Source organism: Candidatus Pelagibacter sp. PS_44 (assembly GCF_059417735.1).
Genome location: NZ_CM182063.1, coordinates 953,297 through 972,066, shown reverse-complemented (window position 1 = coordinate 972,066; position 18,770 = coordinate 953,297). Strand labels below are relative to the sequence as shown.

Here is an 18,770-nt window from a genome sequence, read left to right as displayed (position 1 = left end):
TTCATTTTATCTTTATATGAAAGTTTATCTCATTTAAGGTTGAGTTTAAAATTTTAGAACTAAGATTTTTTATTTTTAATTGAAGTTTTTTAGAGTTGCTTTTATTGTTCAGTATCTTGCTAACTTTAAGAGTTAATTGATTGGGTGTGGCAACTTTATGTGACGCTCCATTAGCTTTTAAAAGGTTATAAATTTCTTTAAAATTCCATATATTTGGGCCATGTAATATTTGACACCCATACTTTGCTGCCTCCAAAGGATTTTGCCCTCCATGTTTAATAATTGAGCCTCCTAAAAAAACAGTTTTACTAATCTTAAAAAAGGATTGGGTTTGTCCAAAAGTATTTACTAGGTATATATCTGTTTTTTTATCAATCTTTTTTTTTGAGTCATGCAAGTGAATTTTTAAATTCATTTCCTTTATATCTTGGAGAATTTTTTTAACTCTATGAATATGTCTTGGTATTATAATTGTTAATAAGTTTTTATATTTAACTTTAAGTTTTTTATGTGTATTTGCACATATCTTTTCTTCATTTCCATGTGTGCTGGATGCACACCATATTCTTTTTGTTAAAAAGAATTTATTTAAATTTTTACTTAATTCATTTGTAGTTTGTTTGCTTTGAGTAAATTTTAAATTACCAAAATATGAAATTTTTTTTGCCCCAAGTAATCTTAAATAATTCTTTGATGCCAAGCTTGATGAAATGCATATGTCAAAATTTTGAAATATCGTTTTAGCAGAGGAAGAAAAAAACTTCCATTTCTTAAAAGATTTCTCAGTTATTCTTGCATTAATTAACATTAATGATATTGATTTTTTTTTAATATTTGTAAGCATATTTGGCCATATTTCAGAGTCTATAAATATTGCAATAGACGGATCCCAATATTCTAAAAATTTGTTAGCATTATAGTTTGTATCTATTGGAAAAAATTGATGGATAGTTTTTTTTAATTTTAATTTTGATAAAATCTTAGAGGAACTTAGAGTATTTGAAGTTACTAAAATTTGTTTTATTTTATTATTTTTTTCTAGTTTTTCTATTAGAGGAACCACACTTAAGATTTCTCCAACACTCGCACCATGAAACCATATCAAATTTCCTTTAGTCTTTTTTTTTGAAAAAAAACCTAGCTTTTCCCTGAATCTTGATAGATCTTCTTTTTTTTGTAATAATCTTATTATTACAATTATAGGTGATAAAATAAAAATTAAATTTATTAGAAGCCTGTAAAAAAAAAACATTAAACTTTCTTAATTTGTTTTTCGTAGAAGTTTTTATAAACCTTTGAATTTGCTAGTAGTTGTTCATGATTTCCTTCACCAACAACTCTACCTGAGTCGATTACATAAATTTTATCTGAATTTAAAATTGTCGATAATCTATGGGCTATCACTATTGTTGTTCTATCTTTAGTTAAAAAATTTATAGCATCTTGAATTTTATTTTCCGTTTCCGCATCTAGCGATGATGTTGCTTCGTCCAATAAAATAATTTGACTTTTTTTCAGCATTGCTCTTGCTATTGAAAGTCTTTGTTTTTCGCCACCAGATAATCTAGTGCCATTTTCACCAATAATAGTTTCATACTTATTTGGAAGTTTTTCTATAAATTCACTTGCAAAAGAATATTTTGCTGCTTCCTCAATTTCTTTTTGACTTGCATGTAGGTTTGCATAAGCAATATTATTTCTAATTGTATCATCAAATAAAGTAGTATCTTGACTAACTAGCGAAATATTTTTTCTTAAAGATTGTATGGTACATTTATAGATAGATTGATTATCTATCTGTATATCTCCTGAAATTGCATCATAAAACCTTGGAATTAAATTTAATATTGTTGATTTACCAGCACCACTATGACCAACAATTGAAGTCATTTTTCCACCTAACATTTTTATACTTACTGAATTTAAGGTTCTGATTTCTTTTTCTTTTTCATACTTGAAAGATACATTTTTAAATTCAATATTGCCTGTATCAACTTTTATTTCAGAGCCATCTTTGTTTTGAACAAGTTCAGATTTTTCGTCAATAACAGGCAAAATTCTTTTTGCAGCTGAAAGCCCTTGGCTAATTGTTATATTCAATGTAGCAAGTGATCTAACCGGTTGATATGCTAGCATCATAGCTGCAAGAAAAGAGAAAAAATTATTTATATCAATCTCATTCTTTAAAACTAACTTTCCAGAGTAAAAAATTAAAACTGCTATCATAATACCTGTTAAGGTTTCCATTATTGGTGATGCTCTAACGTAGACGGTTGCAATTTTTATACTTTTTTCTTTAACATCATTTATGAACTTTTCTGCTCTTATTTTTTCATATTTTTCCTGTTGAAAAATTTTAATAAGTTTATGATTTTTAAAAAGTTCAATTAAATATGTATTAAGAATTCCAGCTCTTAACATTTGTTCTGTTGCAACCTTACCTATTCTTTTACCCAAGCTTCTTGCCGCAAAAGTTGCTAGAGGTATCATTATAATTGCCACTAAAGAAAGCTTCCAATTTTGAAAAAACATTACAATCAATAATCCAATTAAAGTTAAACTATCTTTGAAAATATTTAAAACTGCTGTGCTGATTAAGTTGGTAATATGACCCACATCATTAGTCACATTGGATATAAATTTTCCAGTATGTTTTCCATCAATTAATTTTGTGTCAGCCTCAACCAAGTTATTTAACATATCACATTGAAGGTCTTTTCTTACCTCTTCTGAAACACCTATCATAAGAACTTTTGCTGCATATAATGAAAAGCCTTTTATTGCAAAAGCAGCAATAATGAAAATTGGAATGATAATTATTAAAGCTTGATCTTTTTCAATAAATATTTTTTTTATTGCTGGATCTAAAAGATAGGCAATGGCTGATGTACTACCAGCCACAAGTAAGGCAAAAAATACAGACAATATTATTTTATTAATATGTTTTTTTGTATAATCAAAAAAAAGTCTTTTTATAATATCAATTCTATTCACTTAAAGTTTTCCAATTAAAATATTACACAAAACTATAGCACCAAAAAAATTATTACTTTTAAAAATTTTTAAACAAGTTTTTGGATCTTGATAATTAAAATTATAGATTTGAAAAAAAAATAAATGTACAGCTGAGATAAGAATAAAAAAATAAGACATTGAATTAAGCTTCATAATAAAACTTACTAAAATTAAAGAAATTAAAAAGAGCAAATAACATGTTGTTAAAAATAATTTTGGTTTTTTTTTAAATTTTATTGAAGTTGATTTTACACCTATAATTTCATCATCTTTAATATCTTGAAACCCATAAATCGTGTCATATCCCAGTGTCCAAAATATGGCTCCAAAATAAAAGATAATAGCTACAGCGTTTATTTCCCCTTGTATTGCTGTCCATCCAAGAACCAAACCATAATTGAATGTTATTCCTAAAAATAGTTGAGGCCAATAAGTAAACCTTTTCATTAATGGATAGGTAAATGCTAAAGGCATAGAACCAAGGGCCAGAATAATTGTTAAATTATTAAAATTAATTAAAACTAAAAAAGCAATCGAACATAAAATAATAGTATAGAGTAATCCCAATTTAACAGAGACATTACCTGAAGCGATCGGTCTATTTTTAGTTCTCTCTACCTTTTTATCAAATTCTTTATCAGAAATATCATTTACAATGCAGCCTGCAGAACGCATTAGAACTGATCCCATAAAAAATAAAAATAAATAAAAAAAATAATTATTGAGTGAATTTGAAAAATCATAGGCAAGTGTTAAACCCCATGCACAAGGCCAAAATAATAGCATAAAGCCAATAGGCTTTTTTAATCTAGTTAATTCAATAAAGAGATTTAATTGCTTCATAATATTTTACTTGTAAATAGCAAAGGCTAGTTTCATAATCAAATTGATTCGTATGAATATAGATTACACAGTTACAGCATTGATGTTTCCAGCCATTCCTCTATTGATGAGTGTATATAGTAACAGATTTCACTCTTTGAGTAAGCTTATTAGACAGCTTCATGATGAACATGTGTATGAAAATCATATTCCTCCTGAGTGGAAAAAACAGTTTATAAATTTAAATGGAAGAATTGTTCTTTTAAAGTGGACTATTATGTTTGCTGCATTTGGTTTCTTATTTAATATGCTGACTGTTTTTGCTCTTTACCTAAATGAGATTTTTGCTGCAAGAATAATTTTTGGGTCATGCTGTTTATCGATGATGATTTCAATTATTGTTTTTATGAGAGAAATTCAAGTATCAACAAATGCATTAAAATTGCATATGTCTGATATGGATGTTGATTTAGATTAATTAGGAATAATAACTGCAGGGCCAGTTAATAGTCTTGCTTCTAATTCTTCATGAGCCTTTTTTGCATCATCAAGAGCATATTTTTTTGAAATTTCAACTTTAAATTTTCCAGACAAGATTGCATCAAAAACTTTTTTAGCAGACTCAACTAATTCTTCTCTCGTCATTGTGTAATGAGCAATTGAGGGACGAGTAAAAAATAATCCTTTTGCATTAATATGTTTTTTAACATCTATAGTATCAACGTATCCTGATGCATTACCGAATGCGACCATCATACCTCTAACTTTCAAGGTTTCAATTGATCCATCAAATGTTTTAATACCAACACCGTCATAGACAACATCAACTCCATTTTTACCTGCAATTTTTTCTACCTCTTCAACAAAATTTGTATCTGTATAATTGATTACATGATGACATCCATTTTTTTTAGCAATAGCCTCTTTTTCTTTAGAGCCAACAGTTCCAATAACTTCAGCTCCTAATGCATTAGCCCACTGACATAATATTTGGCCAACACCACCAGCTGCTGCATGGTATAAAACTTTATCACCTTTTTTAATTGGATAAGCTCTGTGTAATAAGTATTCAGCAGTTATTCCTTTAAGCATAATACAAGACGCAATTTCATCTGAGATACCCTCTGGAACTAAAACTAATTTTTCTTGAGGAAATAATTGTTTTTCTGAATAACTTCCAATTGGCATTGACGAGTGAGCCACTCTATCGCCAACTTTAAATAGATCAACATCAGAACCAACTTCTTCTATTATTCCACATGCCTCTAGACCAATTCCACTTGGAAGAGGAATAGGATACAAGCCTGTTCGGTGATAAACATCAATATAGTTAAGACCAATTGATAAATTTTTTATCAAAACTTCTTTTGGACCTGGTTTACCAATCTCAATATCTTTAACTTCTAAGACTTCAGGGCCACCAAATTTTTCTATTTTAATAGTTTTCATTATTTTACAAATGTATCATTATGATAATCTTGAACTGCTTGCAAGATTTCTGCTTTAGTGTTCATTACAAATGGACCTCCCCTAGCAATTGGTTCACCAATAGGCTTTCCAGATATCAATAAAAACTTAGCTTTAGTTAAGCTAGAGACTTTTAATTTTTTACCTCTAGTTAGGATAATTAAAGTAGAATCTTTAACGGCATCATGATCTTGATTGCCAACTTTAATTTCACCTTCAACTAAATATATTAATGAATTGTGAGTTGAGGGAAGATCAAAATTAAATTCTTTTCCTTTTTCAAGTTCTACATCAAAATAAACAGGTTCAACGTTATGGCCCTTAACAGGTCCTTCTGCATCTTGAAATTTTCCAGCAATCACTTTGACAGTCTTATCATCATCTTTATGAGTGCTCATTTTATCTGCATCAATGTAAATATATTCAGGCTTTGTCATTTTTAATTTAGCAGGCATGTTTACCCATAATTGAAACCCATGAAGCTTACCTTCTTTCATTGCAGGCATTTCTGAATGAATGATGCCACTTCCTGTTTTCATCCATTGGACATCTCCAGCAGTCATTATTCCTTCGCCACCTGTGCTATCTTTATGTTCAAAGTCACCAGCCAGCATATACGTTACTGTTTCAATTCCTCTGTGAGGGTGGGGAGGGAAACCTCCAATGTAATCATCTTTATTTTCAGAACCAAACTCATCCAACATTAAAAAAGGATCGTGGTAATCAATAAGGTGAGTACCAATACTTCTTTTTAATTTAACACCAGCACCATCTGATGCTGAAACTGGTTCTATTATCTTTTCAACTTCAATATTTGCCATTTTCTAAATTACTTATTATGAGAGCCATCACAAAGAGGCTGATTGTTTGTTGCTTTGCATGTACAAAAAAAAACTTTTTTTGTCTCTTCAGCTTTATAAGCTAGAGGAGTAAATTCAGAGCCTTTGTGAGAACCATCACATAATGGTTGTTTTGAACTTTTTCCACAAGTACACCAATAATAAGATTTATCTTTTTCAACTTCTACTGCAATCGGTGCATCTCCTGCTCTATGTGCTTTTGTCATTATTAACCTTTCAATTTGATTGAACTGTATTTAATACTTTGTTATGAATAATGCAATAAGGCAATATAATCATACCAGTATATAAAATCATACCATGAAAAATTTAATAGATTGTCCAGCTGAAAGAGCCGTCTACTTTCTTGGAGGTAAATGGAAAATTAGGATCTTGTTTGGTTTACTGCAAAGAAAAAAAATGAGATTTGGTGAGTTTAAAAAAGCATTAAAAACTATTACACAACAAATGTTATCTAAGCAGCTTAAAGAGTTAGAGGCTGATGGTATAATTAATAGAAAAGTTATTCAAATAATGCCTCCAAATGTTGAGTATTCACTTACTGAATTTGGTCTTTCAGTTATGCCTATTTTAAAATCTTTTTCTGAATGGAACAAAAAAAATACTCGAACTATTTCAGTAAAACTAAATAAGAATTTTGAAGAGAATAGAATTAAATAATATCAAGTAATTGTTTTAAGTTTTTAACTTCATCTTTAGGTTTATAATCAAGATTATCAAAAATATTATTATTTCTATTTACCCAAATAGAACTGTAACCATAATTCCCACCACCAGAAACATCCCAAGTGTTAGCACTTAAAAATGCAACTTCTTCTTTTTGTATTTTGTATTTTTTAATTGGCAAGTCATAAACTTTTGCGTCTGGTTTATAAATTCCAACTTCTTCAATTGAAAAAATATCATCAAATATATTATCTAGATTATTGCTCTTAACTAATTCATTAAGAAGAGAGGGTGTTCCATTTGACAGAATACCTAATTTATAATTTTTTTCTTTTAATCTTTTTAAAACCTCAGGTACCTCAGGAAAAGGTGAGAGAACCTTATAAAGATTTAATAATTCATTTCTCATTGATGAATCTATTTCGTAAGCCTTCATAGATTTATCCAAACTATCTTCGGTTACTTGCCAAAAGTCCTTATGTCTATTCATTAGACTTCTAAGCCAAGTGTATTCAAGTTGAGTAGTTCGCCAATAATTAGCAAAGCCTTCCCATTTATCACCAATTTTATCTTTACATTTTTCTGCAGCTGAATTGACATCAAATAAAGTGCCATATGCATCAAAAATTATTGCTTTAATATTTTTCATAATTTAACTTAATATTAATGAGTAATATTAGATTATTTTTTAAAGAAAGTTTATCACTTAATTTAACCGCTAAACTTAATAAATCACAATCTCACTACGTAAACAAAGTTATGAGGATTGAAGTTGGTGAAATTTTTTCATTATTTAATAGCAATGGAGAGTGGGAAGCAAAAATTTTAACTATTTCAAAAAGTATAGTTGAATTTAATATAACGAAACAATTAAGACAAAAAGAGACTTTAAATGAATTATGGTTAGCTTTTTCACCCATCAAATCAAATTATTTTAATTTTATGATTCAAAAAGCAACAGAACTTGGTGTCACAAAATTTCTTCCAATAATATTTGACAGAACAATTGTAAGAAAAATTAACAAAGATAGATTAGAAAAGATAATCATAGAAGCTGCTGAACAATCTAATCGTATTAACGTCCCTTTTGTTGAAGATCCTCAATCTTTGCAAAATTTTTTAAAGGAAAAAAAAATGGATTTAATATTTACAGATTTAAACTCTGAAAATAAAAAATTAAGACTAAATAAATTAACTCATAATCCAACGTGTGTAATTATTGGTCCAGAAGGAGATTTTTCTGAGGAGGAAAGGAAGGAGATTCTTGGTTTTGATGGGGTTCAGCCAATTAAGATAAATGACAATATACTTAGGTCAGAAACTGCTGTAATTTCAGCGTTATCAATTGTTAATTATGCAATTAATTGATATTTTGTCGCGAAAACTAAAGTGTAATTTTTTTAAAGACACTTTATATAGTGTGTAACAAATGAAAAAATTTTTAATAACAATTATAGCTACACTGTTAATGACTAGTGCTTGGGCGGATCAGCCTAAAAACTGGCAACTAGGCTTTCAAGATTCAGCTTCTCAAAGTATGACTGAGATTGTTAGTTTTCATAACAATATTCTTCTTCCTGTAATTATTGCTATAAGTGTTTTTGTTTTATTCCTAATGATTTACGTTTGTATAAGGTTTAGAGCGTCAAACAATCCTAACCCATCAAAAACTACTCATAATGTTGCTGTGGAAGTTTTATGGACATTAATTCCATGTTTAATTTTAATAGTGATGGCTGTTCCATCATTTAAAATTTTATATAAACAAGATACGATTCCAAAAGCTGACCTAACAATTAAAGCTGTAGGTTACCAGTGGTACTGGGGATATGAGTACCCTGATGAAAATATTATTTTTGAATCATATATGATCAAAGATGAAGACCTAAAAGAAAACCAACCAAGATTACTAACTGTTGATAATGAAGTTATCGTTCCAGTTAATAAAGTGGTTAAAGTTTTAATTACAGCTAATGATGTTTTGCATGCTTGGGCATTACCATCATTTGGGGTTAAGAGAGATGCTGTTCCTGGAAGAATTAATGAAACTTGGTTTAAAGCTGAAAAAGTTGGAACGTACTACGGTCAATGTTCTGAACTTTGTGGAATAGAGCATGCTTTTATGCCTATTACAGTAAAAGTTGTGACAGATGAAGAATATGCGATATGGTTAACAGAGGCAAAAATGAAATTTGCTAAAGAGCCAATTACAGAAAATGAATATAAAAAAATAGCGAGTAAATAATAATGTACACACAAACAGCATCACACGACGATCACCACACGCCAACAGGTTGGAAACGTTGGGCTTACTCAACTAACCACAAAGACATTGGTACAATGTATTTAATTTTTGCAATTGTTGCAGGAATTATTGGTACAGCTTTTTCAGTATTAATGAGAATTGAATTGATGCATCCTGGTGATGGAATTTTAGGTGGCAACTATCACCTATACAATGTGTTGGTTACAGGCCATGGATTAATAATGATTTTCTTTATGGTAATGCCTGCAATGATTGGGGGATTTGGTAATTGGTTTGTTCCAATTATGATTGGTGCACCTGATATGGCTTTTCCTAGAATGAATAATATTTCATTTTGGTTATTACCAGCTTCATTTATTTTATTATTACTTTCAATTTTTGTAGATGGCCCTCCAGGTCAACAAGGTGTTGGTGGAGGATGGACTTTATATCCGCCTTTATCATCTAAAGCTGGACAACCAGGACCTGCAATGGATTTTGCTATTTTAAGTTTACACTTAGCTGGGGCTTCTTCAATTTTAGGAGCAGTTAACTTTATTACAACAATTTTAAATATGAGAACACCAGGTATGACTTTGCATAAAATGCCATTATTTGCTTGGTCGGTTTTAGTTACTGCATTTTTATTGTTATTATCACTTCCTGTTTTAGCAGGTGCAATAACAATGCTTTTAACGGATAGAAATTTTGGAACTGCATTTTTTGATGCTCAAACTGGTGGAGATCCAGTTTTATACCAACATTTATTTTGGTTCTTTGGTCACCCTGAAGTTTATATTTTAATTTTACCTGGCTTTGGAATGATTAGTCATATTGTTTCAACATTTTCTAAAAAACCTGTATTTGGATATTTAGGAATGGCTTATGCGATGGTTTCAATTGGTGTTGTCGGGTTTGTTGTTTGGGCTCATCACATGTACACAGTAGGTTTAAGCACAGATACTAAAGCATATTTTTTAGCTGCAACAATGATTATTGCGGTCCCAACTGGGATTAAAATATTTTCATGGATTGCAACAATGTGGGGTGGATCAATTTCATTTAAAACTCCCATGATGTGGGCATTAGGTTTTATATTTTTATTTACGGTAGGTGGTGTAACAGGTGTTGTTCTTGCAAATGCAGGTGTTGATACTGCAATGCATGATACTTATTATGTAGTTGCTCACTTTCATTATGTATTATCTTTAGGTGCGGTATTTGCAATCTTTGCAGGATTTTATTATTGGTTTGGTAAAATGTCTGGGTATGAGTATTCAGAATGGATGGGGCAATTACATTTTTGGTTAACATTCATTGGAGTGAACTTAGTATTTTTTCCTCAACATTTTTTAGGTTTAGCTGGAATGCCAAGAAGATATGCTGATTATCCAGATGCATTTGCAGGTTGGAATTACGTATCCTCTGTAGGTTCTTATATTGCAGTTGTAGGCTTGCTAGTATTTTTTGTTAACTTAATTTATTCTTTTTCAAAGAAAAAAGCTGCAGCTCAAAACCCTTGGGGAGAAGGTGCAACAACTTTGGAATGGACAGTTCCATCACCACCTAACTTCCACACTTTTGAAGAGTTACCAAAGTTTGAAGATATTGATGGTGTCGAAAAATCTACTAGTTAGTAAAACTATAATCTTTTTGAATATTAATGATTAATTCTAAATTAAAAAATAGAAATTTAAGACAAGCAGAAATTTTTAGTTTTTCTGAATTACTTAAATTAATGAAACCAAGAGTTATGTCTTTGGTCATTTTTACTTGTGCTGTTGGACTTTTAATGGCGCCTGTTACAGTACCAACTCTAGACGCAATGATTGCAATTTTCATTGTTTCAGTTGGGGCAGGAGCAGCTGGTGCATTAAATATGTGGTACGAATCTGACCTTGATGCGTTAATGACTCGAACTTGTTTAAGACCAATTCCAATGGGTAAAGTGAATAAAAAACAAGCTTTAATTTTTGGAATTTTGCTATCATTTTTTTCTGTAGTTGCACTAGACTATTATGCAAATACTCTATCAGCAGTTCTACTACTTTTTACAATTTTGTTTTATGTTTTCATTTATACAATTTGGTTAAAAAGAAAAACTCCACAAAATATTGTTATAGGAGGAGCAGCAGGAGCTTTACCTCCAGTAATAGGCTGGACTATTGCAACCAATTCACTTTCTTTAGAAGCATTAACTTTCTTTTTAATTATATTTTTTTGGACACCATCACATTTTTGGGCATTAAGTCTTTATAAGTCAGATGATTATAAAAAAGCTAAAATACCAATGTTACCATTAACTAATGGTATTGAGGCTACAAAAATAAATATTCTTGTTTATTCACTGTTAATGTTGCCAATGGTTGTTTTACCATATGCAATTGATTTTGTTGGACTAATATTTTTAATACCTGCTTTAGCTTTAACGCTTTATTACAATCTTTTATGTTTTCAACTTTATAAATTCAAAAAAAATAAATTTAAACCCAAGAAAGCTAAAACAATATTTGGATACTCAATTTTATATTTATTTTTGATATTCGTTATTTTTTTAATAGATAAAATATTATGATGGTACCTGATAAAAAAACTAAGCGAAAAAATATTTTAACAGCAGTTGCAATATTAGCATTTATGATTTTTTTATTTTTTTTTACTCTCTATAATACGGGTGTTTTTGATAGACAAATATAATGCAAAATAAAACACTTACACCAATTCTATTAGCGGGAATATTTTTTCTAATGTTAGGATTATCTTTTGCTGCAGTTCCTTTGTATGATTTATTTTGTAAAGTAACAGGCTTTGGTGGCACCACCCAGGTATCAAGACAGGCTCCTGAGTTAGTTTTAGATCAAAAAGTAAGTGTTAGATTTGATACCAATGTTAATAAACTTCCGTGGAACTTTAAAGCCAAGACAAATGTTATGGATGTAAAAATTGGTCAAGTAAATAGTATAGAATTTGAAGTTGAGAACTATGGAAATGAGACAACCTATGGTGTTGCAAGCTTTAATGTTTCACCATCAACATTTGGGAAGTATTATAGTAAATTAGGTTGTTTTTGCTTTGAAAAACAAGAGTTAAAACCAGGGGAAAAGGCTATATACATAATGACTTTTTATTTGGATCCAGAAATGGTAAATGATCCTGGTACTAAAAATATTAAAGATGTAACTATGTCCTATACTTTTTTCTCATCAGATTACTATAAACAGCCTCAAATATAAAATATGTCTGCAGAAAAAAAACATGATTATCATTTAGTAGATCCAAGCCCTTGGCCTATTTATGTATCTTTCTCTTGTTTAGTTCTAGCCATAGGTTCGGTTTATTATTTACACAACGAAGTATCTTGGGGAATGTACCTTGGTTTAGCTTTACTTTTATATGGAGCATACATGTGGTTTAGAGATGTTGTTATCGAGGCAGAACATCAAGGTCATCATACTCCAGTTGTACAAATTCACCATAGATATGGAATGACACTATTCATAGCGTCTGAAGTAATGTTTTTTGTTGCATGGTTTTGGGCTTATTTTGATATAAGTTTATTCCCCAATGAATTTGTAGGAAGTGTTTGGCCACCTCAAGATATAGAAACACTTGATGCTTGGGATCTTCCATTAATTAATACACTTATTCTACTATTATCCGGAACAACAGTAACTTGGTCACATCATTCATTGATTGAAGGTGATAGAAAAGGTTTTATTCAAGGATTAATTTTTACAGTTATCTTAGGGTTTAGCTTCACGTTACTTCAAGCATATGAGTATAGTCATGCAGCCTTTAATTTTTCAGGGCACATTTATGGATCAGTATTTTATATGGCAACTGGATTTCATGGATTTCATGTCATAATAGGAACTATATTTTTAGCTGTATGCCTTTGGAGAGGTAAATTAGGTCATTTTAATAAAGACCATCATTTTGGGTTTGAAGCAGCTGCATGGTATTGGCACTTTGTTGATGTTGTTTGGTTGTTTTTATTTGCAGCTATTTATGTTTGGGGAAGTTAGTTTCTAGGCTTTGAGATATAAATTTTTATTTTCTATTTTTGTTTTTTTCTTTATATCTGTATTTGTAGCTTTAGGAAGTTGGCAAATTGTTAGACTTAATTGGAAGTTAGAATTAATTAATCAAATAGAAACATCCCTTAAGGATACTCCGGTTGATTTATCAAGCAGTAAACACACAAACTATCTTAGAGTTAAAACTAGTGGTTTGATTGATTTTGAAAAACAAATCTATCTTTATAATTTAGATGAAAAAGGTAAACCAGGATTTGAAGTTATTAGTCCATTAACAGTTGAGAATAGAAACTATTTACTAAATAGAGGGTGGATACCTTTTGATAAAAAAAATGATCAAACAATAAATCTTATAGACTCTAGTAATATTAATGGAATTTTAAAAAAGCAAACAAAGTCTAACATGTTCAAGCCAGAAAATGACATCCCAAATAATTATTGGTTTACTTTAAATAGAAAGGATGTTTTTAAATATACTGGTAAAAATTTTTCTCCTTATATAATTTATCTTTCTGGACAAAATGATCTTCCTAAAACAAAATCAATTACTGCAAACATTTCAAATAATCATAAAAAATATGCACTAACTTGGTTTTCATTAGCGATTTCGATTCTTTTAATATATTTATATTTAAGAAAAAAAAATTATTAGATGAAGTATATAAGCACTAGAAATAATTCAAAAGAGCATAGTTTTGAAGAAGTATTTATAAAAGGATTAGCTGACGATGGTGGACTATTTATTCCAAAGGAGATTAAAAAATATACTCAAGAAGAATTAAATTCATTAAGTGAATTGAGCTACCAGGATTTAGCTAAAAAGATTATCTATCCCTTTATAGGTGATTTTATGTCTGAGTCTGAGTTATCTTTGATCATAGATAAATCATATTCAACTTTTCGAAAAAAAAATGTTGTTGATTTAATAAAACTTGGTGACACTAAAGTTTTAGAGCTATTTCATGGTCCAACACTTGCTTTTAAAGATGTTGCAATGCAGTTGCTTGGAAATTTTTATGAATTTTATTTAAGCAAAAATAGTAAAAATATAAATATTATTGTTGCAACATCAGGAGATACTGGTGCTGCGGCCATAGATGCAATTAAGGGTAAAAAAAATGTAAATATATTTGTCCTTCACCCTCATAATAAAGTTTCACCCGTTCAAAGAAAAATAATGTCCACTGTTAAAGAGAATAACGTCTTTAATATTGCAATAGAAGGAAACTTTGATGATTGTCAAAATTTAGTTAAAGCGATGTTTGCAGATAAGGATTTTTCAAACTCGATTAATATGTCGGGAGTTAATTCTATAAATTGGGCAAGAATAATTGCCCAAGCTGTTTATTATTTTTATACTTACTTCTTAATTAAAGATAAAAAATCAATTAATTTTTCAGTTCCCACAGGAAATTTTGGTGATGTATATGCTGGCTACTTGTCAAAAAAGATGGGTCTTCCAATAAATAAATTAATAGTTGCAACGAATAAAAACGATATTTTACATAGAGCAATATCAACTGGAAAATATGAGGTTGAAACAGTTTTCGAAACTAATTCACCAAGTATGGATATTCAAGTTGCCAGCAATTTTGAAAGATTAATTTATGATTTGAATGATTTTGATGACATAGAAACTAAAGATGTAATGATTAAAATAAAAGATGAAGGAAAGTATATCTTTGCAAAAAATAGATTAGAAAAAATTAGAAAGGATTTTCTCTCTGAAAGTATGAATGAAGAGGAAGTAATAGAAACGATAAGAAATATCTATAATAAATATAAAGTAATATTAGATCCTCATACAGCGATAGGTCTTGGCGCTTTAAATAAAATAAATATAGAGGGAGATAATATTGTTTTAGCAACGGCACATCCTTGCAAATTTCCAGATGCTATAGATAAATCAATTTCAATAAAGCCAAGCCTACCCAGTGAATTACAATATATTATGGATAAAAAAGAGTATTACGATATAGTTCCTAATAACGTAAGTAAAACCAAGCAATACATTAAGGACAAATTAAAATGAAGTTGAGAGAAAATGAAAATATTCCTAGTGCTGATTTTTTTATCTTAGAGAATGGAAATCCTATAAAAAAAAATACATTAGAATTTTTTAAGGATAAAAAAATAGTTTTATTTGGACTTCCTGGTGCATATACTTCAGTTTGTTCAGCCAAGCATTTACCTAGCTATGTTGAAAGTTATGAGCAATATAAAGCTAAAGGCATCGACCATATTGCTTGTATTTCAGTTAACGATCCTTTCGTAATGGATGCATGGGGAAAAAGTCAAAATGTTGGTGACAAAATTATAATGATGGCAGACCCAATGTTAGATTTTACCAGAGCTATTGGTGCAGATATTGATAAGAGTGCTAGAGGCCTAGGTATTCGATCGAATAGATATACAATGTTAGTAGATAATCTTAAGGTCATTAAAGTACAAGAAGAAAAAGATACAGGTGCTTGTGAAATTTCAGCAGGTCAAAATTTTTTAACTTTAATTTAGTTCAGCAGCTTTTTTAGCTAATAAATCAACTTCTTCATTTAAGGCATTGCCAGCATGAGCCTTAACCCAGATCCATTTTATTTTATACGATTTAGTTAATTCATAAAGTTGCATCCATAACTCTTTATTTTTAACCGGCTCTTTCTTAGAAGTTTGCCAATTATTTTTGATCCATTTATGGATCCATTCAGTAATACCCAACCTTACATATTGTGAGTCAGTATAAATTTCGATTTCGTTATTTTTGTCAATTTCTTGAAGTGCCATGATTGGAGCCATCAGCTCCATTTTATTATTAGTAGTATCTTTAACACTTCCGCTAATTTTTTTAATTATCTCATTATCATTTATAATTGCAGCCCAACCTCCATTTCCAGGATTATTTAAACAGGAGCCATCTGTATAAATTTTGATCATTATTTATAATAATCTTTGTAGTCCGTAAGATTGTTGTGAATAATTAATTTTTGTAAATATTCTCTAGGATCCTTAATCTTAATTAATGCATTATTTGGTGTATTAAAAAAATCATAAATTCTTGTTAAAAGATATCTCAAGGCAGCGCCTCTGCACATTAAATTAAGTGACTGCTTTTCTTTTTTTGACAGAGATCTTATTGCTTCATATCCATTAATTAAATTTTTTATCTTTTTATTATTCATTACAAAATTATCTTTCTTTTTATCAAAACATAATGCATTTATACAAATTGCAATTTCATAAATAAAATAATCATTAGAAGAAAAATAGAAATCAATGAATCCTGAAAATTTGTTTTTTTTAAAAAAAATATTATCTATAAATAAATCTCCGTGAATAATTCCCTGGGGTAAGTTTTTAGGCCAATGTTTCAGAATATCTTTAAAACATAGATTTAGAGTTTTCTTAAGGTTAGGTAAAAATTTATAGGATTTAAAATTAATACTCTTCATTAAGCCACCAAGCTTATTAATTGACATGGAATTCTGTCTACTTAACTTTAGTTTAGATGTAACAGTATGAAATTTTGCAATATTTTTTCCAATATCAAAACAATTTTTGTAGTTAAGATTTGTTTTATCTTTGCCTTCTAAAAAGGTTACAATACAGGCAGATTTTTTTTTAATTTTACTTATATGAGAACCTTTTTTAGTACGTAATGGCTTTGGACATGCAATTTTTTTTTTATTAAGCTCTTCCATCAAGTTCATAAAAAATGGTAAATCTTTTTTTTGAACTCTCTTTTCAAAAATTGTCAGGATAAATTTATTATTTTTTGTTTTAAGTAAATAATTGGTATTTTCTATTCCTTTTTTAATACCTTGAAATTTTTTAACTTCATTTATTTGATAATCATTAACCAATGAAGAGACATCTCTTTTTGAAATTTTTGTATATACAGCCATCTAATTAAGTTTGCCAGGAACTTTAAAAACAATATTTTCTTTTATAATTTCAACAACCTCAATCTTTACTTTATATTTACTTTTAATTTGATCAATAAAGTTTTCAACTAAAACTTCAGGGGCAGAGGCTCCTGATGAAATACCAATTGTTTTACAATTTTTCAATTTATCAAATGGGATGGAACTTTCAGAATGTATTAGTTCAGAATGTGGGCAACCAGCTTGTTCTGCAACTTCAACTAATCTTACAGAATTTGAGGAATTTCTACTTCCAAGGACAAAAAACATATCGCACTTTTTTGCAATATTCTTAACTGCTGCTTGACGATTAGTTGTTGCATAACAAATGTCCTCTTTAAATGGCTCTTTTATTTCTGGGAATTTTTTTTTAAGAGCTTTAATTATTCCTTTAGTGTCATCAATAGAGAGAGTTGTTTGAGTTACATAAGCAATTTTTTTATTCCCATCCAATTCATAGGCCTCAACATCATGCTCATCTTGTATTAAATCAATTGTTCCGTTTGGTAGCTGACCCATAGTACCAATAACTTCTGGATGGTTATTGTGCCCAATAAGAACTATATGATAACCAGCTTTATGTAAATTTTCAGCTTCTCTATGAACTTTAGAAACAAGTGGACATGTAGCATCAATATATTCCATTTTGTAATCATTAGCTTGTGTAGGTACCGATTTTGGAACACCATGTGCTGAAAATATTACTGGTCTGCTTTTATCTTGAATTTCATCAAGCTCTTCAACAAAAATTGCCCCTATGGCTTTAAGGCTATCTACAACATATTTATTATGAACTATTTCATGACGAACATAAACTGGTGCGCCATATTTATTTATACTTTTTTTTACAATTTCTATGGCTCTTTCTACTCCTGCACAAAATCCGCGTGGAGCAGATAGCAAAATTTTTATCTCTTTATTTTTCATTTTTTTCTAAAAGGTATTCGAGCAATATATGTGGAAAGGTCAAAGACGCCAAACCAATAAATATAGTTTTAAATATAGCATCATTGATAGGATAATAATTTGTAAGAAAATATAGGCTTATAATATAAAATATTGCAGTTAATATTGTTAGTGGCATAGCTTTTTTCATAAATTTAAGACTTCCACTTTTGAAATCAATATTATCTATTTCATTTATTAATGAAATGGAGTGTCTAAAAGAATGTAAAAAACAAAAATAAACTGTAAATGCAACCAAAGGTGAAAAAAAATAGTTTAAGATTAATATCGAAATAAAGTCAAAAAAAATTAGAATATTAAGTATTTTAAAATCCCTGCTAAATAAGTAAATATGAACAATCAGAGTAATCAAAAATATATAAAAAATTAGATTATTAGTTTCAATAAAACTGAATATTAGATAAAAATTTTCATTTTCAACTAATAGCAATTTAAAAATATTGACTGTTTCGGTAAAGTGAAACATTAGAGGTGCTATAATCACAAGTAAGCCTTTAAAAAAATAAAAAATAATATCTTTATTCGATTTTTTTTGTATCAAAAAATCTGTATCTTCTTTTCCAAAATGGTAAGCAGCCACAATCAAGAATACAACCAAAGATAATGTGGGAATAGAAAGCCAAAAAATAATTATGATAATAGCAATCAGTAAATACAGTAAGTAAAAAATAGAATTATTTTTAATTTTATAAAAGTTTAGAAGCCTTTTCCCTTTTTGGTTATCTAGTGCACCATGAGAAATACCAATTGAAAGTATAAGAAATAAACAAATCAT

General features: G+C 29.2%; 22 protein-coding genes. 11 read left to right on the top strand and 11 right to left on the bottom strand.

Going from position 1 to position 18,770, the window contains the following annotated elements:
- Position 1: 1 nt before the first annotated feature.
- From AC5SLO_RS05355 to ubiA, 3 genes are read right to left on the bottom strand one after another with little or no spacing between them, the layout of a single operon-like run.
- Positions 2-1,252: a 3-deoxy-D-manno-octulosonic acid transferase gene (locus tag AC5SLO_RS05355; protein ID WP_494572944.1), complete on the bottom strand. Its 1,251-nt coding sequence runs from the start codon at positions 1,250-1,252 to the stop codon at positions 2-4.
- The gene (locus AC5SLO_RS05350; protein ID WP_494572943.1) at positions 1,252-2,994 is read right to left on the bottom strand and encodes an ABC transporter ATP-binding protein; all 1,743 of its coding nucleotides are present in this window, start codon (positions 2,992-2,994) and stop codon (positions 1,252-1,254) included. Before AC5SLO_RS05350 ends, AC5SLO_RS05355 begins: the two co-directional genes overlap by 1 nt.
- Positions 2,995-3,858, bottom strand: coding sequence for a 4-hydroxybenzoate octaprenyltransferase (ubiA, locus tag AC5SLO_RS05345; RefSeq protein WP_494572942.1), 864 nt, complete (start codon positions 3,856-3,858; stop codon positions 2,995-2,997).
- 52 nt (positions 3,859-3,910) lie between these two features.
- Between ubiA and AC5SLO_RS05340 the strand changes: the two genes are divergently transcribed.
- Positions 3,911-4,315 (top strand): DUF2721 domain-containing protein, encoded by a 405-nt coding sequence (locus AC5SLO_RS05340; protein WP_271516301.1) that lies wholly within the window; start codon positions 3,911-3,913, stop codon positions 4,313-4,315.
- Here AC5SLO_RS05340 and AC5SLO_RS05335 read toward each other — a convergent pair.
- From AC5SLO_RS05335 to AC5SLO_RS05325, 3 genes are read right to left on the bottom strand one after another with little or no spacing between them, the layout of a single operon-like run.
- Positions 4,312-5,286 carry a quinone oxidoreductase family protein gene (locus AC5SLO_RS05335; RefSeq protein WP_494572941.1) on the bottom strand — a complete coding sequence of 325 codons (975 nt, stop codon included), beginning with the start codon at positions 5,284-5,286 and terminating at the stop codon, positions 4,312-4,314. The two genes, AC5SLO_RS05340 and AC5SLO_RS05335, sit on opposite strands and share 4 nt — an antisense overlap.
- Positions 5,286-6,125, bottom strand: coding sequence for a pirin family protein (locus AC5SLO_RS05330; RefSeq protein WP_494572940.1), 840 nt, complete (start codon positions 6,123-6,125; stop codon positions 5,286-5,288). The genes AC5SLO_RS05335 and AC5SLO_RS05330 overlap by 1 nt, the downstream gene beginning before the upstream one ends.
- 8 nt (positions 6,126-6,133) lie before the next feature.
- Positions 6,134-6,370 carry a CDGSH iron-sulfur domain-containing protein gene (locus AC5SLO_RS05325; protein ID WP_494572939.1) on the bottom strand — a complete coding sequence of 79 codons (237 nt, stop codon included), beginning with the start codon at positions 6,368-6,370 and terminating at the stop codon, positions 6,134-6,136.
- Between the two features lie 94 nt (positions 6,371-6,464).
- On the opposite strand from AC5SLO_RS05325, the gene AC5SLO_RS05320 reads away from it, so the two are divergent.
- Positions 6,465-6,824 (top strand): winged helix-turn-helix transcriptional regulator, encoded by a 360-nt coding sequence (locus tag AC5SLO_RS05320; RefSeq protein WP_271516308.1) that lies wholly within the window; start codon positions 6,465-6,467, stop codon positions 6,822-6,824.
- On the opposite strand, the gene AC5SLO_RS05315 is transcribed toward AC5SLO_RS05320, so the two are convergent.
- Positions 6,817-7,479, bottom strand: coding sequence for a haloacid dehalogenase type II (locus AC5SLO_RS05315; protein ID WP_494572938.1), 663 nt, complete (start codon positions 7,477-7,479; stop codon positions 6,817-6,819). The genes AC5SLO_RS05320 and AC5SLO_RS05315 overlap by 8 nt on opposite strands.
- Before the next feature lie 17 nt (positions 7,480-7,496).
- On the opposite strand from AC5SLO_RS05315, the gene AC5SLO_RS05310 reads away from it, so the two are divergent.
- The 9 genes from AC5SLO_RS05310 to AC5SLO_RS05270 all read left to right on the top strand — a co-directional run bounded on the left by AC5SLO_RS05310 (position 7,497) and on the right by AC5SLO_RS05270 (position 15,626).
- The gene (locus AC5SLO_RS05310; RefSeq protein WP_494572937.1) at positions 7,497-8,198 is read left to right on the top strand and encodes an RsmE family RNA methyltransferase; all 702 of its coding nucleotides are present in this window, start codon (positions 7,497-7,499) and stop codon (positions 8,196-8,198) included.
- Between the two features lie 61 nt (positions 8,199-8,259).
- A complete protein-coding gene (gene coxB / locus AC5SLO_RS05305) occupies positions 8,260-9,075 on the top strand; it encodes a cytochrome c oxidase subunit II (RefSeq protein ID WP_494572936.1) in 816 nt (271 codons plus the stop codon).
- Positions 9,076-9,077: 2 nt separating this feature from the next.
- The gene (gene ctaD / locus AC5SLO_RS05300; protein WP_494572935.1) at positions 9,078-10,712 is read left to right on the top strand and encodes a cytochrome c oxidase subunit I; all 1,635 of its coding nucleotides are present in this window, start codon (positions 9,078-9,080) and stop codon (positions 10,710-10,712) included.
- Between the two features lie 26 nt (positions 10,713-10,738).
- Positions 10,739-11,650 carry a heme o synthase gene (gene cyoE, locus AC5SLO_RS05295; protein WP_494572934.1) on the top strand — a complete coding sequence of 304 codons (912 nt, stop codon included), beginning with the start codon at positions 10,739-10,741 and terminating at the stop codon, positions 11,648-11,650.
- Between the two features lie 121 nt (positions 11,651-11,771).
- On the top strand, positions 11,772-12,308 hold the full coding sequence (locus AC5SLO_RS05290) for a cytochrome c oxidase assembly protein (RefSeq protein ID WP_494572933.1): 537 nt from the start codon (positions 11,772-11,774) through the stop codon (positions 12,306-12,308).
- Between the two features lie 3 nt (positions 12,309-12,311).
- Entirely contained in the window at positions 12,312-13,100 is a 789-nt protein-coding gene (locus AC5SLO_RS05285; RefSeq protein WP_494572932.1) for a cytochrome c oxidase subunit 3, read from the top strand.
- Positions 13,101-13,110: 10 nt separating this feature from the next.
- A complete protein-coding gene (locus tag AC5SLO_RS05280) occupies positions 13,111-13,764 on the top strand; it encodes an SURF1 family protein (RefSeq protein WP_494572931.1) in 654 nt (217 codons plus the stop codon).
- Positions 13,765-15,144 (top strand): threonine synthase, encoded by a 1,380-nt coding sequence (gene thrC / locus AC5SLO_RS05275; RefSeq protein ID WP_494572930.1) that lies wholly within the window; start codon positions 13,765-13,767, stop codon positions 15,142-15,144.
- Positions 15,141-15,626: a peroxiredoxin gene (locus AC5SLO_RS05270; protein WP_494572929.1), complete on the top strand. Its 486-nt coding sequence runs from the start codon at positions 15,141-15,143 to the stop codon at positions 15,624-15,626. The genes thrC and AC5SLO_RS05270 overlap by 4 nt, the downstream gene beginning before the upstream one ends.
- Here AC5SLO_RS05270 and rnhA read toward each other — a convergent pair.
- From rnhA to AC5SLO_RS05250, 4 genes are read right to left on the bottom strand one after another with little or no spacing between them, the layout of a single operon-like run.
- Complete coding sequence (gene rnhA, locus AC5SLO_RS05265) at positions 15,618-16,043, bottom strand: ribonuclease HI (RefSeq protein ID WP_494572928.1); 426 nt, start codon at positions 16,041-16,043, stop codon at positions 15,618-15,620. The genes AC5SLO_RS05270 and rnhA overlap by 9 nt on opposite strands.
- Positions 16,043-17,011: a homoserine kinase gene (locus AC5SLO_RS05260; RefSeq protein WP_494572927.1), complete on the bottom strand. Its 969-nt coding sequence runs from the start codon at positions 17,009-17,011 to the stop codon at positions 16,043-16,045. Before AC5SLO_RS05260 ends, rnhA begins: the two co-directional genes overlap by 1 nt.
- On the bottom strand, positions 17,012-17,956 hold the full coding sequence (gene ispH / locus AC5SLO_RS05255) for a 4-hydroxy-3-methylbut-2-enyl diphosphate reductase (protein ID WP_494572926.1): 945 nt from the start codon (positions 17,954-17,956) through the stop codon (positions 17,012-17,014).
- Complete coding sequence (locus AC5SLO_RS05250; protein ID WP_494572925.1) at positions 17,946-18,770, bottom strand: Brp/Blh family beta-carotene 15,15'-dioxygenase; 825 nt, start codon at positions 18,768-18,770, stop codon at positions 17,946-17,948. Before AC5SLO_RS05250 ends, ispH begins: the two co-directional genes overlap by 11 nt.

Excerpts from the sequence above, each read along its gene's own strand:
- rnhA (WP_494572928.1), bottom strand. The coding sequence starts at position 16,043 with ATGATCAAAATTTATACAGATGGCTCCTGTTTAAATAATCCTGGAAAT.
- AC5SLO_RS05315 (WP_494572938.1), bottom strand. The coding sequence starts at position 7,479 with ATGAAAAATATTAAAGCAATAATTTTTGATGCATATGGCACTTTATTT.
- AC5SLO_RS05260 (WP_494572927.1), bottom strand. The coding sequence starts at position 17,011 with ATGGCTGTATATACAAAAATTTCAAAAAGAGATGTCTCTTCATTGGTT.
- AC5SLO_RS05335 (WP_494572941.1), bottom strand. The coding sequence starts at position 5,286 with ATGAAAACTATTAAAATAGAAAAATTTGGTGGCCCTGAAGTCTTAGAA.
- thrC (WP_494572930.1), top strand. The coding sequence starts at position 13,765 with ATGAAGTATATAAGCACTAGAAATAATTCAAAAGAGCATAGTTTTGAA.
- AC5SLO_RS05285 (WP_494572932.1), top strand. The coding sequence starts at position 12,312 with ATGTCTGCAGAAAAAAAACATGATTATCATTTAGTAGATCCAAGCCCT.
- ispH (WP_494572926.1), bottom strand. The coding sequence starts at position 17,956 with ATGAAAAATAAAGAGATAAAAATTTTGCTATCTGCTCCACGCGGATTT.
- AC5SLO_RS05355 (WP_494572944.1), bottom strand. The coding sequence starts at position 1,252 with ATGTTTTTTTTTTACAGGCTTCTAATAAATTTAATTTTTATTTTATCA.
- AC5SLO_RS05325 (WP_494572939.1), bottom strand. The coding sequence starts at position 6,370 with ATGACAAAAGCACATAGAGCAGGAGATGCACCGATTGCAGTAGAAGTT.
- AC5SLO_RS05250 (WP_494572925.1), bottom strand. The coding sequence starts at position 18,770 with ATGATTTGTTTATTTCTTATACTTTCAATTGGTATTTCTCATGGTGCA.
- AC5SLO_RS05340 (WP_271516301.1), top strand. The coding sequence starts at position 3,911 with ATGAATATAGATTACACAGTTACAGCATTGATGTTTCCAGCCATTCCT.
- AC5SLO_RS05290 (WP_494572933.1), top strand. The coding sequence starts at position 11,772 with ATGCAAAATAAAACACTTACACCAATTCTATTAGCGGGAATATTTTTT.
- ctaD (WP_494572935.1), top strand. The coding sequence starts at position 9,078 with ATGTACACACAAACAGCATCACACGACGATCACCACACGCCAACAGGT.
- cyoE (WP_494572934.1), top strand. The coding sequence starts at position 10,739 with ATGATTAATTCTAAATTAAAAAATAGAAATTTAAGACAAGCAGAAATT.
- coxB (WP_494572936.1), top strand. The coding sequence starts at position 8,260 with ATGAAAAAATTTTTAATAACAATTATAGCTACACTGTTAATGACTAGT.
- ubiA (WP_494572942.1), bottom strand. The coding sequence starts at position 3,858 with ATGAAGCAATTAAATCTCTTTATTGAATTAACTAGATTAAAAAAGCCT.
- AC5SLO_RS05270 (WP_494572929.1), top strand. The coding sequence starts at position 15,141 with ATGAAGTTGAGAGAAAATGAAAATATTCCTAGTGCTGATTTTTTTATC.
- AC5SLO_RS05310 (WP_494572937.1), top strand. The coding sequence starts at position 7,497 with ATGAGTAATATTAGATTATTTTTTAAAGAAAGTTTATCACTTAATTTA.
- AC5SLO_RS05320 (WP_271516308.1), top strand. The coding sequence starts at position 6,465 with ATGAAAAATTTAATAGATTGTCCAGCTGAAAGAGCCGTCTACTTTCTT.
- AC5SLO_RS05330 (WP_494572940.1), bottom strand. The coding sequence starts at position 6,125 with ATGGCAAATATTGAAGTTGAAAAGATAATAGAACCAGTTTCAGCATCA.